Source organism: Protofrankia coriariae, from assembly GCF_001017755.1.
GTDB classification, from domain to species: domain Bacteria; phylum Actinomycetota; class Actinomycetes; order Frankiales; family Frankiaceae; genus Protofrankia; species Protofrankia coriariae.
This window is the reverse complement of record NZ_JWIO01000014.1, coordinates 117,735-132,072: the sequence shown is the minus strand read 5'-3', so window position 1 is coordinate 132,072 and position 14,338 is coordinate 117,735. Positions and strand designations below refer to the sequence as shown.

At 72.0% G+C, this 14,338-nt stretch carries 10 protein-coding genes and 1 pseudogene; 9 read left to right on the top strand and 2 right to left on the bottom strand.

The genetic code is table 11. The features are described 5' to 3' along the window. The 5 genes and pseudogenes from FrCorBMG51_RS31045 to FrCorBMG51_RS10590 all read left to right on the top strand — a co-directional run. Positions 1–277 (top strand): annotated as a pseudogene (locus FrCorBMG51_RS31045) (penicillin-binding protein 2); the annotation flags it as partial. Positions 278–333: 56 nt separating this feature from the next. Then, positions 334–1,557 carry a rod shape-determining protein RodA gene (rodA, locus tag FrCorBMG51_RS10605; RefSeq protein ID WP_047222880.1) on the top strand — a complete coding sequence of 408 codons (1,224 nt, stop codon included), beginning with the start codon at positions 334–336 and terminating at the stop codon, positions 1,555–1,557. 200 nt (positions 1,558–1,757) lie between these two features. Further along, positions 1,758–3,758 (top strand): TIGR03960 family B12-binding radical SAM protein, encoded by a 2,001-nt coding sequence (locus FrCorBMG51_RS10600; RefSeq protein WP_047223006.1) that lies wholly within the window; start codon positions 1,758–1,760, stop codon positions 3,756–3,758. Next, positions 3,742–4,503: a TIGR03936 family radical SAM-associated protein gene (locus FrCorBMG51_RS10595; protein WP_047222879.1), complete on the top strand. Its 762-nt coding sequence runs from the start codon at positions 3,742–3,744 to the stop codon at positions 4,501–4,503. Before FrCorBMG51_RS10600 ends, FrCorBMG51_RS10595 begins: the two co-directional genes overlap by 17 nt. A 1,397-nt stretch (positions 4,504–5,900) precedes the next feature. Then, positions 5,901–7,892, top strand: a complete 1,992-nt coding sequence (locus FrCorBMG51_RS10590) for an Rne/Rng family ribonuclease (RefSeq protein WP_052914546.1) — start codon at positions 5,901–5,903, stop codon at positions 7,890–7,892. 109 nt (positions 7,893–8,001) lie between these two features. Here the strand turns inward: FrCorBMG51_RS10590 and FrCorBMG51_RS10585 are convergent, their stop codons facing one another. Then, positions 8,002–8,598: a hypothetical protein gene (locus FrCorBMG51_RS10585; RefSeq protein ID WP_076843183.1), complete on the bottom strand. Its 597-nt coding sequence runs from the start codon at positions 8,596–8,598 to the stop codon at positions 8,002–8,004. Between the two features lie 484 nt (positions 8,599–9,082). Between FrCorBMG51_RS10585 and rplU the strand changes: the two genes are divergently transcribed. Genes rplU through proB form a run of 4 tightly spaced genes read left to right on the top strand, consistent with a single transcriptional unit; the run spans position 9,083 to position 12,409 of the window. Then, positions 9,083–9,400, top strand: coding sequence for a 50S ribosomal protein L21 (gene rplU / locus FrCorBMG51_RS10580; protein ID WP_013872957.1), 318 nt, complete (start codon positions 9,083–9,085; stop codon positions 9,398–9,400). A 6-nt stretch (positions 9,401–9,406) separates the two neighbouring features. After that, positions 9,407–9,676 carry a 50S ribosomal protein L27 gene (gene rpmA / locus FrCorBMG51_RS10575; protein ID WP_047222877.1) on the top strand — a complete coding sequence of 90 codons (270 nt, stop codon included), beginning with the start codon at positions 9,407–9,409 and terminating at the stop codon, positions 9,674–9,676. A 49-nt stretch (positions 9,677–9,725) separates the two neighbouring features. Continuing rightward, positions 9,726–11,294 (top strand): GTPase ObgE, encoded by a 1,569-nt coding sequence (obgE, locus tag FrCorBMG51_RS10570; RefSeq protein WP_086055375.1) that lies wholly within the window; start codon positions 9,726–9,728, stop codon positions 11,292–11,294. Next, positions 11,291–12,409, top strand: coding sequence for a glutamate 5-kinase (proB, locus tag FrCorBMG51_RS10565; protein ID WP_047222876.1), 1,119 nt, complete (start codon positions 11,291–11,293; stop codon positions 12,407–12,409). The genes obgE and proB overlap by 4 nt, the downstream gene beginning before the upstream one ends. Before the next feature lie 115 nt (positions 12,410–12,524). Here proB and FrCorBMG51_RS28125 read toward each other — a convergent pair whose 3' ends face one another. Then, positions 12,525–14,150 (bottom strand): SbcC/MukB-like Walker B domain-containing protein, encoded by a 1,626-nt coding sequence (locus FrCorBMG51_RS28125; RefSeq protein ID WP_052914545.1) that lies wholly within the window; start codon positions 14,148–14,150, stop codon positions 12,525–12,527. Between the last annotated feature and the right edge of the window lie 188 nt (positions 14,151–14,338).

The following is a 14,338-nucleotide window of genomic DNA, read 5'->3' as shown; positions in this document are numbered from 1 at the left end:
GGCCGCCGCCGGTGCGACTGCCAGCGGTACCGCGTCGGCGCCGGCCGCCATCCCGGGTACCACCATCCTGGGCGCCAGCATCCCGGATAGCACGGTCCAGGACGTGTCGGTTCAGAGGATCGCTGCCGTGGCCGCCGGCCCGGCCCCCGTGGGTGGGACCGCCGTCCATGCGGCCGTGGCGCCCGCGGCCGTCACAGGCGCGGTGACCGCCTCCGTCCGCGGGCCACCCGACGTCCCCCCGAGCCCCGGGGCTCCCGCCAGCGCTGGTTCCGGCTGACGTCGAGGGCCCCCGGGTCACCCGCTCTTCTATCGGCGATCATGGATGGAGGGTTCATGACGAGCCCGACGGCCCTGCGTTCGTCCCCGGTTCCACCGCGCGGCAGGATCGGCCAGCTGCGAGACCGGGCGTCGGGCCGGCACTCCCCGCTGCGCCGGCTGGACTGGCCGCTGCAGATCTCCGTGATCATGCTGGCGGTGCTCGGGGCGCTGCTGGTATGGTCCGCCACCCGGCAGCGCGAGACCGAGAGCGGTGGCGACCCACAGATATTCCTCAAGCGCCACCTGCTCAACCTGGCCATCGGGCTGGTACTCGCGGGCGTGGCGACCCTCGTCGACTATCGCATTCTGCGGGCATATGCGCCGTTCGTGTACCTGGGATCACTGCTCGGTCTGGTCGCCGTTCTGCTGGTGGGCTCGACGATAAACGGGGCACACTCCTGGATCGTCCTGCCGGCCGGTTTCCAGCTGCAGCCCTCGGAATTCGCCAAGGTGGCACTCATCCTCGGGATGGCGATGATTCTCGGGGAGAAACACGACGACCGCGACACCGGTATCCGGCTCAACCCCGGCCACCAGGACGTCATTCTGGTGCTCGCGCTGGCGGCCGTGCCGATGGCACTCATCATGATGCAGCCGGACTTCGGCACCGTCATGGTGTTCGTGTTCGTCATTCTCGGCATGCTCGCGGTCAGCGGCGCCCCGAGCCGATGGGTGATCGGGCTCATCCTGTGCGGGGTCCTCTTCGGCGCGGCCATCCTGCAGTTCCATCTGCTCAAGCCGTACCAGGAGGCGCGCCTGACCGAGTTCGTCCGGGACAACCAGAACACCTCGTCGACCGGCTACAACGTCGACCAGGCCATGACGGCGATCGCCAACGGCGGCCTGACCGGCCGCGGCCTGTTCAGCGGGACGCAGACCCAGGGCCAGTTCGTGCCCGAGCAGCAGACCGACTTCGTCTTCACGGTCGCCGGGGAGGAGTTGGGTTTTCTCGGCGCCGGCGGGGCCCTGGTGCTGCTCGGCGTGGTGCTGTGGCGGGCGTTGTCGATCGCGTTCGACTCCGGCGACACCTTCGGGACGATGATCGCTACTGGGGTGGTGTGCTGGTTCGCGTTCCAGATGTTCGTCAACATCGGGATGACCCTGGGGGTCATGCCGGTGACGGGGCTGCCCCTGCCGTTCCTGTCCTACGGAGGGTCGTCGATGTTCGCGAACCTGCTGGCGGTCGGCCTGTTGCAGAACGTCCGGCTCCGATCCCGTTCAGACCCCTACGCCCTGTAGCGCCCCTATGCCTTGTAGTCGCCCGATAGGGCCGGTGCAGTCGCCTGGTAGGGCGGGTCCGACGGGCTCGCGGCCAGTCGGGCTCACCGGCCGTCGGTCGTGCCCGTCGGTCGTCCGTCGGTTGTCCATTGATTGTCCGTCGATCGGTCGGCGGCCGGTGACCATGTGCTGGCCGGCGTGTGTGCCGTAGGCTCGCGGACATGTCCGGACAGTCGCTGTTCCCTCGCCTGGAACCGTTGTTGCCGCGGGTCCGCAAACCCGTGCGCTACCTCGGCGGCGAAGGAAATTCCCAGGTCAAGCCCTGGGATGACGCGCTGGTTCGCTGGTGCCTGATGTATCCCGACGCCTACGAGGTCGGCCTTCCCAACCAGGGCGTCCAGATCCTCTACGAGATCCTCAACGAGCAGCCGGACGTCCTGGCCGAACGCACCTACTCGGTCTGGTCGGACCTGGAGGAGCTGCTGCGCGAGCACGGCATCCCCCAGTTCACCGTGGACGCCCACCGCGCGGTCGGTGACTTCGACCTGCTGGGGGTGAGCTTCGCCACAGAGCTCGGTTACACCAACCTGCTGACCGCCCTGGACCTCGCGGGCATCCCGCTGTACGCCACCGACCGGGACGAGCGGCATCCGATCGTCATCGCGGGTGGGCACGCGGCGTTCAACCCCGAGCCGATCACGGCCTTCGTCGACGCGGTCGTCCTCGGCGACGGTGAGCAGGCGGTCCTGGAGATCACCGACGTCGTCCGTGCCTTCAAGACCGCCGCGCGTCCCGGCGGGCGGACGGAGCTGCTCATGCGGCTGGCCCGGCGCGGGCTGGTCTACGTGCCGTCCTTCTACGACGTGGACTACCGGCCGGACGGCCGGATCCGCGCGGTCACCCCGAACCGTCCCGGGGTGCCGGCCCGGCCGGCCAAGCACACCGTGAGCAACCTGGATGCCTGGCCGTACCCGAAGGCGCCGCTGGTTCCGCTGGCGGAGACCGTCCACGAGCGGATGAGCGTGGAGATATTCCGCGGCTGCACGCGTGGCTGCCGCTTCTGTCAGGCCGGGATGATCACCCGTCCGGTCCGGGAGCGCAGTATCGACACCATCGGCGAGATGGTCGCCCAGGGCCTGGCGGCCTCCGGATTCACCGAGGTCGGGCTGCTGTCGCTGTCCAGCGCCGACCACACCGAGATCGGTGAGATCGCCAAGGGCCTGGCCGACCGGTACGAGGGCACCCACACCTCGCTCAGCCTGCCCTCGACCCGGGTGGACGCGTTCAACGTCACGCTGGCCAACGAGTTCTCCCGCAACGGCCGTCGCAGCGGGCTGACTTTCGCTCCGGAAGGCGGGTCCGAACGGCTGCGCAGGGTCATCAACAAGATGGTCAGCGAGGAGGACCTGATCCGCACGGTCAGCACCGCCTACGCCCAGGGCTGGCGGCAGGTGAAGCTGTACTTCATGTGCGGCCTGCCCACCGAGACCGACGAGGACGTGCTGGCGATCGCGGGCCTCGCCCGCGAGGTGATCAGGGCCGGGCGGCGGGCCAGCGGGCACCGCGACATCCGCTGCACGGTGTCGATCGGCGGCTTCGTGCCCAAGGCGCACACGCCGTTCCAGTGGGCGGCCCAGGCCTCCCACGAGGTCACCGACGCCCGGCTGCGGCTGCTGCGCGACGCCATTCGCGGCGACCGGGAGGTGGGGCGGGCGATCGGTTTCCGCTACCACGACGGCCGTCCGGGCATGATCGAGGGCCTGCTCGCCCGCGGTGACCGCCGGGTTGGCGCGGTGATCGAACGGGTATGGCGCGACGGTGGCCGGTTCGACGGATGGAGTGAGCACTTCTCCTTCGAGCGTTGGGAGAAGGCCTGCGTCGAGGTGCTGGAGCCGTTGGGGGTCTCCCTCGACTGGTTCACCACCCGTGAGCGCGACGAGCGCGAGGTACTGCCCTGGGACCACCTGGACTCCGGCCTCGACCGTGACTGGCTGTGGTCGGACTGGCAGGAGGCGCTGCGCGGGGCCGAACTGGACGACTGCCGCTGGACTCCCTGCTACGACTGCGGGGTCTGCCCGACCATGGGCACGCAGACCCAGATCGGCCCGACCGGCCGGATCCTCCTGCCGCTCGTGTCGACCGGGCCGAGCCGGCCCGGCGGTTCCAGCGGCCCCAGCGGTTCGGGTAGCCCCGGCAGGTCGGCCGATGCCGCGGCGTCCTGAGGGCCCGCCCCCGCCACCGGTCGTCGCGCGGGTGCGGGTGCGGTTCGCCAAGCGGGGGCGGCTGCGTTTTCTGTCCCACCGGGACGTCGCACGGACCTTCGAGCGTGCCCTGCGGCGCGCGGACGTCCCGATGGCGTACTCCGCGGGCTTCAGCCCACATCCGCGCATCTCCTGGTTGGGCGCCGCCCCCACGGGCGCCGCCAGCGAGGCCGAGTACGTCGAGCTCGCCCTGGCCGACCATCGCCAGCCCCGGGCGCTGGGGGAGGTGCTGGACGCGGCCCTGCCGGCCGGGCTGGACGTGGTGGCCTGCGCGCCGGCGACCGCGACACCGCTGGCGGAGCTGGTGGACGCGTCGCACTGGTGGATCCGGTTGCCAGGTGTCGCGCCCACCGCGCTGGCCGCCGCCGTCGAGGCGCTGCTCGCCCGTGACCTGGTCGAGGTGGAGCGGGTCACCAAGGACGGACATCGGCGCTTCGATGCCCGTCAGGCAGTGGTCTTGATGGTTTGCCGTGCGGAGAACGACACGTGTGCGATACTGGATACGGTTGTGCGGCACACGACGCCCGCCGTACGACCCGACGACATGCTGACCGCCCTCTGTGTGGTCGCCGGCCTCCGGCCGTCAGTACCACCCGAACCGCTACGGCTCGGGCAAGGTCGGCTGCTGGCGGATGGCACCGTGGCGGATCCGCTCATGCCGGACCGCGACGACGCGGAACGGCTGGTCGGCCGAATCGATGCGTGATGCAGGGTGTCGCAGGATTCGCCGGTGGTACGCCGCCGGACCGAGACAGTGGTTCCTGAGCGGTCGCGACTGTGACAGCAGCGCGCCCGGGGACCCCGAGAGGCTTCATAACCCGTGCCCGAAGACATTTTCACAGGCTCCGATGAGACACCTACCACGCGTCCAGCACCGAGACGGCGGCGCGCTGCCGGACGATCAGCCGGACCCCCGCCCGAGATCCTGACCGGAGACGGGGCCGAAACCGCCGTCGACATCAGCGCGGAGGTCCCGACCGAGTCACCTGCCACGACCGAGTCGTCCGGTACGTCGTCGTCGCCGGACGAGCCGGTAGCCGTCAGCGACGTGGCCAGCGAGCCGGCCACCGCGAGAACCGATCCGCCGGAACCGGCAGCCGTGCCGTCGACGACGGCGCCGTCAACACCACCGGCGGAGTCATCGCCGGCAGAGTTGTCGCCGTTGCCGGCAACAGAGCCGTCGGCAACAGAGCCGCCGGCAACGCGGGTGACGGCTGTCCAGCCCACCGGTTCCGACCGGTCGTGGCCGGCCGCGTCCGAATCTGATCTTTCCCGGTCTGATCTTAGCGGTTCCGTGGCCGCGCGGACCGGCGGACCGCGGACGCCGGTGACCGGCGACATCGCCCCGGCCGCGCAGCCACGGCCACGCCGTGGCCGAGCGGTCACGGCGGTGACCTTCCAGGCGCCCGAGCCCGCCGCGATCGAGCTGGTGCAGCGCCGCCGCCGCGAGTCCTCGCCGACCAGCGCCGACACCTTCTCGTTCGGCTCCGCGTTCGGTGCCGACAGGGTGAACGGGGACGCCGCGAACGGCTCCGGTGGGGCGTCCACCGCCGCGGCCGGCCCGTCGGTACCGGTGGAGACCGGCGGTACGCGCAGCCCGAACCGCGGCCGGCCGTCGGTACCGGTTCGGGCGTCGACGACGATCCCGAGCACGAACCTGAGCTGGAGCTCGCCGGATACACCGATGCCGACGCGCCGACGGCGACGGATCCGGCGGCCGACGACAGCGGCGACAGCGCTTCGACGCGCCGGCGCCGCCGCGGCCGGCGCGGCCGCGGCCGGGCTCGCGCCGACGAGGAGACCGACAACATCGACGAGCTGGACACCGCAGCCTTCAGCGGGGCGCGCGGCCGTTCTGACGAAAGCGGCCTGGACAGCACGGCCGATTCCGGCCGCTCCGGGGCTGACGACCCACGATCGGCGGCGGACCGGGAACCGGCGGAGTCCGACGAGTCCGAGCAGTCCCGGTCCGGGCAGACCGGTCCGGCCGGCGCAGCCCTCGAGGAGGAGGAAGGGCTGCCGGGCAGCTCGCGCCGTCGGCGCCGTCGGCGCCGACGGGACGGTGCCGCGCTCGTCGACGACGGCGCGCCTGACGACCCGCCGGTGACGGTCGTACACGTGCGCGAGGGACGGACCCGCGACGACGAGGTCCGTGGCGCGAACGAGGTCCGCGGGGTCAGCGGCTCGACCCGGCTGGAGGCCAAGCGGCAGCGCCGGCGGGAGGGCCGGGACAGCGGTCGGCGCCGTCCGCCGATCGTCACCGAGGCCGAGTTCCTCGCCCGCCGGGAAGCGGTCGAACGGCGCATGATCGTCCGTAACGCCGGCGACCGCACTCAGATCGCGGTACTTGAGGACGGGGTGCTTGTCGAGCACTTCGTCACCCGGGCCAGTTCCTGGTCGTACGCGGGCAACGTCTACCTCGGCCGGGTCCAGAACGTGCTCGCCAGCATGGAGGCAGCGTTCGTCGACATCGGCAAGGGGCGCAACGCCGTCCTGTACGCCGGTGAGGTCAACTACGACGCCAGCGGGCTCGACGGACGGCCCCGCAAGATCGAACAGGTGCTGAAGTCCGGCCAGTCGATCGTCGTCCAGGTCAGCAAGGACCCGATCGGTCACAAGGGGGCGCGGCTGACCAGCCAGGTCAGTCTCCCCGGCCGCTACCTGGTCTACGTGCCGGACGGACAGAACGCCGGGATCAGCCGTAAGCTTCCGGACACCGAGCGTGCCCGCCTGAAGGCGATCCTGAAGAAGATCACTCCAGAGAACGGGGGGGTGATCGTCCGGACCGCGGCCGAGGGCGCCAGCGAGCAGGAGCTTGCCCGGGACGTCGCTCGCCTGTCGGCCCAGTGGGAGGACATCTGCCGCAAGGCGACGAAGGCCACCGCCCCGGCGCTGCTCTACGGTGAGCCCGACCTTGTGATCAGGGTGATTCGGGACATCTTCAACGAGGACTTCGCCGAGTTGGTCGTGCAGGGAGCGGGAGAAGCCACGATGATCGAGGACTACGTCGACATGGTGGCGCCGGACCTGCGTGACCGGGTCCGCCGGCAGGCCGGCCCGGTCGACGTCTTCGACGAGTACCGGGTCGACGAACAGCTTGCCAAGGCACTGGAGCGCAAGGTCTGGCTGCCCTCGGGCGGCTCCCTGGTGATCGACCGTACCGAGGCCATGACGGTCATCGACGTCAACACCGGCAAGTTCACCGGCAAGGGCGGCAACCTCGAGGAGACGGTCACCAAGAACAACCTCGAGGCCGCCGAGGAGATCGTCCGTCAGCTCCGGCTGAGGGACATCGGCGGGATCATCGTCATCGACTTCATCGACATGGTGCTGGAGAGCAACCGCGAACTCGTCCTGCGGCGCCTGACGGAGTGCCTCGGCCGGGACCGCACCCGTCACCAGGTCGCGGAGGTGACCAGCCTCGGGCTGGTGCAGATGACCCGCAAACGGGTCGGTCAGGGACTGCTGGAGGCATACAGCGAGCCGTGTACGCACTGCGGCGGGCGTGGGGTGATCCTGCACCTGGACGGCGCGTCCGCGCCCGCGCGGAGCGTACCGGCCGACCCGCCGGTGCCGGCGCCGCCGTCGACCGGCAGCACGACATCGGATGCCGTGGCGGCAGGCGCGGCAACAGGCACCGCGGCGGCAGATCCGGTGGTGGCAGATCCAGTGGCGGCAGACGCGGTGGCAACGGCCGGCGCGGCATCGGGCGCCGCCACTCCGGATGCCCAGGCGCCCGGGGCCGCCCCGGCCGACGCCCCGGCCGACGCCGTGCCGGCCGCTCCCGACACCGCGGCTCCTGGCGGCGCAGCTCCCGGCACCAGGGCCGCTCGTGGCAGGGCCGCTCGTGACAGGGCCGTGCGTGACGATGCCGTGCGTGACGATGCCGTGCGTGACGATGCCGCTCGTGACGATGCCGTGCGTGACACGGCCGGCCACGACGGCGTGGCCAATGGCTCGGGCCCGTCATCGAACGGATCCCGTTCATCGGGAGCGCGCGCCGGCCGCCGGCGTGCCTCACGGGCTGTCGCGCCACCCCAGGAGAGCACGTCGGGTGATCTGGAGACGGTCGGGGGCGCGGCACGCGAGAGCTGACCGGCCGCCCATCGCGGGATCCTGGCTGCTTGCTGGCNCCCGCCGTCGGCGGGGAGCCCGCTGCCGGCTGCTTCCAGCGCCGGTCTCGGCGTCGGTTCTGGTGCCGGTTTCAGTGCCGGGCGGCGGACACGTCCGCCACCGTCCGGTACGACCGCACCGGCTCCCGCCGGACGAAGTCACCCCGTTGGCGTTCGCGTAGCAGCGCGTCCAAGGCTGCCCGGGACCGCTGGAGCGCGCCGTCGACGGCGTCGCTGGCACGGTGGTTGTCCCCCATCTGCAGGGCGTAGGCGGCGACCACCAGTGCCTGGACGACGTCGTCCTGGGCGCAGAGGGCGTCCCCGTCGGGGTCACCGTCGGTCTTTTCGGCCTTCCCAGCCTTCCCAGTCCCGGTCCTTGCGGCGAAGCCGCCGGTCGTGGCCAGCCCGCGGGCCTGTACCGCAAACCAGCACGCGGCGCCCGCCGTACCCAGCGCCCACAGGGCGCGGAACGCGGCGGGAAGACCGACCAGGTCGTTGACGGCCATCCCGGCCACGGTCGTGATGACGACAGTGGACGCCGCGATCGTCGCCGACCGTCGCGGCGGGTCCGTGGCGTGGGCCGCGGTCAGCAGCGGCCAGCCGGCGGTCAGGACGGCAGTGACCGTCACGGCACCAGCGCCCCAGATCACGACCTGCCACCCCACCCACCCCACCGTGACCCACCCCACCGTGCACCCCCGTCTGGCTGGAGCTGTCGTGTCGGCTGCCGGTCGGCCCGGGCAGCCCTCTCCAGCGTCGATGGTTGCGTGCCGGTGAGCGGGACGCCATGGCTCATCCGTGCCATGGCCGGATGCGCCTGCTGGGTGGGTGTGGGCGCCTTGCGCCACGGGCCTGTCGTGCGGGCCGGTATGTGCCGCTGCGGGGGCTGGCCGGCATGGTGGTAACGTCGTGGCGGTTCACGTCGGCCGTCGGCGTCGGTGTGGTTGGTCAGATGGTTGATCAATGGCTGGCCGGCGGTGTTCTGGCCAGCGGCGTGTCCTGGCCAGCGGCGGTGTGGTTGGCCAGCGGTGTTAAGGTAGTGCAATCAGGGCCGGGCGCGGGGTGTTCTGCCGCGCCAGTCAGAGCCCCTGAGGGTGGCGGTGTCCGATCAGCGGTCGGGCCGCCCCGTCCTCGGGTGCTCCAATGCCCGTCCGACTTCAGCAAGGAGAACCGGTGTACGCGGTCGTGGCCAGCGGCGGCAAGCAGCACAAGGTCGCCGTCGGCGATGTCGTCGACGTCGAGCTCGTTCCGGGCGAGCCGGGTGCGGCCGTCAGTCTGCCCGCGCTTCTGCTTGTCGACGGCGACGTGGTGACCCACGACAGGGACGCGCTCGCGTCCGTCGAGGTGACCGCCGAGGTCGTCGAGATCGTCAAGGGTCCCAAGATCAGGATCCACAAATTCAAGAACAAGACCGGCTACCACAAGCGGCAGGGTCACCGCCAGAAGCTGACCCGGCTGCGGGTGACCGGTATCGAGCCCGGGAAGGCCTGAAGCGACATGGCGCACAAGAAGGGCGCGAGCTCGTCGCGCAACGGCCGCGACTCGAACGCCCAGCGTCTCGGTGTGAAGCGTTTCGGCGGCCAGTATGTCAACGCCGGCGAGATCATCGTCCGGCAGCGTGGCACACACTTCCACCCCGGTGGGCAGGTCGGCCGCGGTGGCGACGACACGCTGTTCGCGCTGGCCGCCGGGCATGTCCAGTTCGGTACCCGGCGGGGACGTCGGGTCGTCAACGTCATACCCGCCGAGGAGCTTCTGTCCGCCTGATCCAGGCGGGTGTTGCCGGTCGGCCGCGGTTGAGGAAGGCAGCGGTGCGGTGCCCACCTTCGTTGACCGCGTCATCCTTCACGTCACCGCGGGTGATGGCGGGCATGGCTGCGCGTCGGTCCACCGGGAGAAGTTCAAGCCGCTCGGCGGGCCGGACGGCGGCAACGGCGGCCGGGGCGGTGATGTCATCGTCCGGGTCGACCCGGACGTGACCACCCTGCTGGACTTCCACTTCCACCCGCACCAGCGGGCCTCTGGTGGACGGCCCGGCCAGGGCTCCAACCGGCACGGCGCCGACGGCGCCGACCTTGTCCTGCCCGTACCGGACGGCACCGTCGTCCTGCGGCCGGACGGCGAGCAGATCGCCGATCTTGTCGGCGCTGGTAGTTCGGTGGTCGTCGCCCGCGGCGGGCGCGGTGGGCGTGGCAACGCAGCGCTTGCCTCCACCCGGCGCAAAGCCCCCGGGTTCGCGGAACTCGGGGAGCCGGGGGAGCAGCTGGACGCCGTCCTCGAGCTCAAGACCGTCGCGGACGTGGCGCTGGTCGGTTTCCCCAGCGCTGGCAAGTCCTCGCTGGTGTCGGTGCTCAGCGCCGCCCGGCCGAAGATCGCTGACTACCCGTTCACGACGCTGGTACCCAATCTCGGCGTGGTACAGGCCGGCGACAACGCCCCGTACACGGTGGCCGACGTCCCGGGCCTCATACCCGGCGCGAGCACCGGGCGTGGGCTCGGCCTGGAGTTCCTGCGCCATATCGAACGCTGCTCGCTCATCGTCCACGTGCTGGACTGCGCCACCCTCGAACCCGGTCGCGACCCCCTGACCGATCTCGACGTGATCGAGGCCGAGCTCGTGGCCTACTCGACGGACCTGTCCGACCGGCCACGGGCCGTCGTCCTCAACAAGATCGATGTCCCGGATGCCCGTGAGCTGGCGGAGCTGGTCACCTCCGAGCTCACCGCCCGTGGGCTGGACGTCTTCGCCGTGAGCAGCGCGACCCGGGAAGGCGTGCGGGCGCTCTCGCTCGCGCTGGCCGAACGGGTCGCCGAGCATCGGGCCGCGCGGCCGCCGCAGGCGTTCCAGCGGGTGATCATCCGGCCCCGCGCGGTCGACGAACCCGACTTCGCCGTGCGTGCGCAGGACGACGGGTTCGTCGTGACCGGTGCCAAGCCGCTGCGCTGGGTCCGGCAGACCGACTTCAGCAACGACGAGGCGATCGGTTTCCTCGCCGACCGCCTCGCCCGGCTGGGGGTGGAGGCCGAACTTGCCCGGCTGGGCGCGGAGTCCGGCGTGGCAGTCACCATCGGTGATGTCACTTTCGACTGGGAACCGCAGCTGAGCCGCCACGGCGGCCGGATCGTCGATGATCATGAAGGTGGGGCGGCCGGGGCGGAGTCGACCCTCGGCCCGCGGGGCAGCGACGACCGACTGGTCACCTCCACCCGGCTGACCCGTGCGCAGCGGCTCGCCCGCCGGGCCCGCGACCGCGAGGCCTTCGCAGCCCGGAACGCCGACCCGCACGGCCCGGACACCCCTGATGGCATCGACAGCCATGACAGCTCCGGCCTCCTCGGCGGCCCCGACGGACCCGGAGGCCTGGCGGACGAGGTCAGAGCGTGACCGTCCGTGATTTCGTGCTGCGGGCCGACCGGGTCGTGGTGAAGGTCGGCTCGTCGTCGCTGACCACCGCGGCCGGCGGTATCGACGGCGACCGCGTCGACGTCCTGGTCCGGGCGCTCCTGCCGCGGGCCGGCCGGCTGGTACTGGTTTCCTCGGGAGCCATCGCCGCCGGGCTCGCGCCGCTGGGCCTGACCCGCCGCCCCCGGGACCTGGCAACCTTGCAGGCCGCGGCCAGCGTCGGGCAGAGCATGCTGGTGCACCGGTACGCGACCGCGTTCGGACGCGCCGGCCACCAGGTCGGCCAGGTGCTGCTCACCGCCACCGACGTGGTGCGCCGCACCCACTACCACAACGCCCGGACCACCCTCGACCGGTTGCTGGAACTCGGCGTGGTCCCCATCGTCAACGAGAACGACGCGGTGGCCACCCAGGAGATCCGGGTCGGGGACAACGACCGCCTCGCCGCGATCGTCGCGCATCTGGTGTCCGCGGACCTGCTGGTCCTGCTCTCGGACGTGGACGGCGTCTACGACGCCAACCCCCGGCGCGGCTCGGCCACCATGATCCGCGAGGTCCGGAGCGACGCCGACCTCGAGGGGGTCGGCACCCGGGGCACCGGCAGCGCCGGCGTGGGCGTCGGCGGCATGGCAACCAAGATCGACGCTGCTCGGATGGCGGCCTCGGGCGGGGTCACGACGCTGATCACCTCGGCGGCGAACGCCGCCGCCGCCATCGCCGGGGCGGAGGTGGGGACGGTGTTCCACCCGAGCGGCCCGCGGCGGGCGTCCCGGCTGCTGTGGCTGGAGCACGCGACCACCCCGCAGGGCAGGCTGTTCCTCGACGACGGGGCGGTGAACGCGATCGTGGACCGGCGGGTGTCGCTGCTGCCGGCCGGGGTCACCAAGGTCGACGGCGACTTCGCCGCCGGTGACCCGGTGGACCTGGTCGACCCGTCCGGCCAGCCGGTCGCCCGCGGGCTGGTTGCCTACGACGCCGCGGAGCTGCCCGGGATGCTGGGCCGCTCGACGTTCGACCTGGCCGCGGAACTCGGCTCCTCCTACGAACGGGAGATCGTCCACCGCGACGACATCGTGCTCCTCCAACGGAAGCCGTAGGCAGAAACCGTCGTCACTATGACGTTTTCCACCTACGGCTGCCGCCGCCGTAGGTGGAAAAGGTCGTGACAACAGCGGTTTTCACCTACGGCTTCCGTACCAACAGTCAGTCAGCTCAGACGGTGGTGCGTACGTGGCTGCCGTTGGCCTGTTTGATGACGGTGATCTGGGTAGGGATGCGTTGGCGCAGGTCCGCGACATGGCTGACGATGCCGACCAGCCGGCCACCGGAGCGCAGGCTGTCCAGGACGTTCATGACCTCCTCCAGGCTGTCCGGGTCGAGGCTGCCGAACCCCTCGTCGATGAACAGCGCGTCCATCGCCTGGCCGCCGGACTCGGCGGTGACCACGTCGGCGAGGCCCAGCGCCAGGGACAGGGCGGCCTGGAAGGTCTCCCCGCCGGACAGGGTGGCGGTGTCGCGCCGCCGACCTGTCCAGGCGTCCTCGACCAGCAGGCCGAGGCCGGCCCGCCGGCGTCGGTCCCGCCGCTCACCGCTGTCGTGGACGAGGGTGAACCGGCCGCCGCTCATCGCCGACAGGCGTCCGCTCGCCGCGGTCGCGACCTCCTCGAGACGGGCGGCGAGGACGAAGCTCGACAGCGGCATGCCGTGGCGGTTGCCGCCACGGCCCGTGGCCAGTTCGGCGAGGCCGCGCAGTTCCTCCGCGGCCTCGCGCAGCGGCGGTACCGCGGCGAACGCGGCGGCGAACGCGGGCACCAGGTCGGACAGCCGCCGGGCCCGGTCGTCGGCGCGCGCCGCTTCGGTGAGCGCCGCTTCGTGCCGCTGCCGGGCCGCGAGCGCGTCCGCCTCCCGCTCGGCCACCGGCGCCGGCCTGTCCGGGTCAACGGCCAGTTGGGGGCTGGCCAGATGGGACCGCACACCGACAAGGTCGTCGCGGTGGGCTGTCAGGCGCGCCTCGGTGTCGACGATCCAGCCTTCCTCCCGGCAGGCTGCCTGGGCCGCGGCCACGTCCGGGAAGCCGGCGGCGTGGGCGTCGTGGCTCGCGCCGGCCGCGGCGCGGCGGTACTCCTCCTCGGCCAGGGCCGTGGTTGAGGCGGCCGCGTGGCAGTCGGAGTAGGCGTCGGCGAACTGGGCGACCTCGCGCTGGCGGGCGGCCAGCCGCCCGACGTCCCGTAGCTCCGGTGGCAGGCCGGCCCGCTGCCGCTCGGCCCGGGCCCGGCACTCCTGCGCCCGGGTGCGGGCGAGCTGTTCACCGGCGGCGTGGCCGGCCAGGTCGGCCGCGGCCCGGGTCTCCTCCTGACGCACCCGCTCAAGCGCTCGCTCGGCGGCCGGGAGGTCGTCGGCCTGCGCGGCGAGCGTCTCGGCCCGGTCCGCCAGGCCGACCGCGGCCTGCTCGAACGCGTCGACGGGGAGCACGGTGGGCAGTTCGGGGCCCGCGGGCAGCCCTTCCAGCCGCGTGACACCGTCCGCGGCACCGTGGCCGGCGACCTTGTGATCGGCATGATGATCAGCCTGGTGATCGGTGTGCTCGACCTGGCCGCCGCTCCCGCGATCGGCGGGACCGTACTGGGTGGGACCGTACTGGAGGGCACCGTGCTGGGCGGCGCTGTGGCCGGTGGCTCTGGGGTCAGCGGTCCTGCGGTCGGCGTGCCCGGCGGCCGCGCGGCCGGTGTTCTCGCGACCGGTGGTTTCGTGATCGACGGCGTTGCCGCGATCATTTCTGTGAGCGGAATTCCCGTCGTTCCCGCCGGGGACGGGGTCGGGCACGCCCAGGACGGTCACCGTCGCGAACGCCCTGACCGGGCGGGGAGGCCCGCTACCGACATCCTCGGAGGGCAACGGGCCGCGCGGTGTGACGGACTCGACGCGCGTACCGCCGGCCGGACCCACCGCCGTGACGTCCACCACCGGCGTGTCCGCTGGTGCGGTGTTCGGCGTCGCGGTGTTCGGCACGGCGCCTGCCAGCGGGG

Coding starts and splice junctions, on each gene's coding strand:
- FrCorBMG51_RS10595 (WP_047222879.1), top strand. CDS start 3,742: ATGCCGCGGCGTCCTGAGGGCCCGCCCCCGCCACCGGTCGTCGCGCGG.
- FrCorBMG51_RS10600 (WP_047223006.1), top strand. CDS start 1,758: ATGTCCGGACAGTCGCTGTTCCCTCGCCTGGAACCGTTGTTGCCGCGG.
- rpmA (WP_047222877.1), top strand. CDS start 9,407: ATGGCGCACAAGAAGGGCGCGAGCTCGTCGCGCAACGGCCGCGACTCG.
- rodA (WP_047222880.1), top strand. CDS start 334: ATGACGAGCCCGACGGCCCTGCGTTCGTCCCCGGTTCCACCGCGCGGC.